The sequence below is a fragment of the Paraburkholderia sp. SIMBA_053 genome, assembly GCF_046534895.1.
Lineage (GTDB): Bacteria > Pseudomonadota > Gammaproteobacteria > Burkholderiales > Burkholderiaceae > Paraburkholderia > Paraburkholderia caledonica.
The window spans coordinates 1-377 of the sequence record NZ_JAWRXU010000196.1 but is presented as its reverse complement, the minus strand read 5'-3'; the positions used below and the strand labels follow the sequence as shown (position 1 = coordinate 377).

Here is a 377-nt window from a genome sequence, read left to right as displayed (position 1 = left end):
ATCCTTATAAGGAAGTAACATTTAGTTCTGTTGAAGAAGCGTTAAAGTTTGCTCAACCATATAGGGAAAAATTTATAGAGTTTTTAGGCCTCCTTCATGAAAAGCAGCTAACAGAGATAAAAATAGATCGATCGGAGATGGGATATATTCGAGAGTTAGGAGACATGTTGTTACGAGTTGCTTATCATGAATCAGTACATACAGGACAACTTTTAGATTATTTAAGAACTGCAAAAGTTAAACGTCCTATAATATGGGATTAAGTTTCTGATTAATCTCCCGTTGTTTTATTTTTCTCTGCTCTAAAGAACGCTCATACAAAGCCATAAAGTTGTTTACTTAAAGGGGGAAGAACCATTGTGAATAATGAAAAGCAT

At 33.7% G+C, this 377-nt stretch carries 1 protein-coding gene; it reads left to right on the top strand.

All coding sequences use genetic code 11. The annotated features are described in order from the left end of the window. On the top strand, nt 1–263 hold a 263-nt coding region (locus SB753_RS35245), incomplete at its 5' end, for a DinB family protein (protein ID WP_410804691.1). Nucleotides 264–377 lie beyond the last annotated feature (114 nt).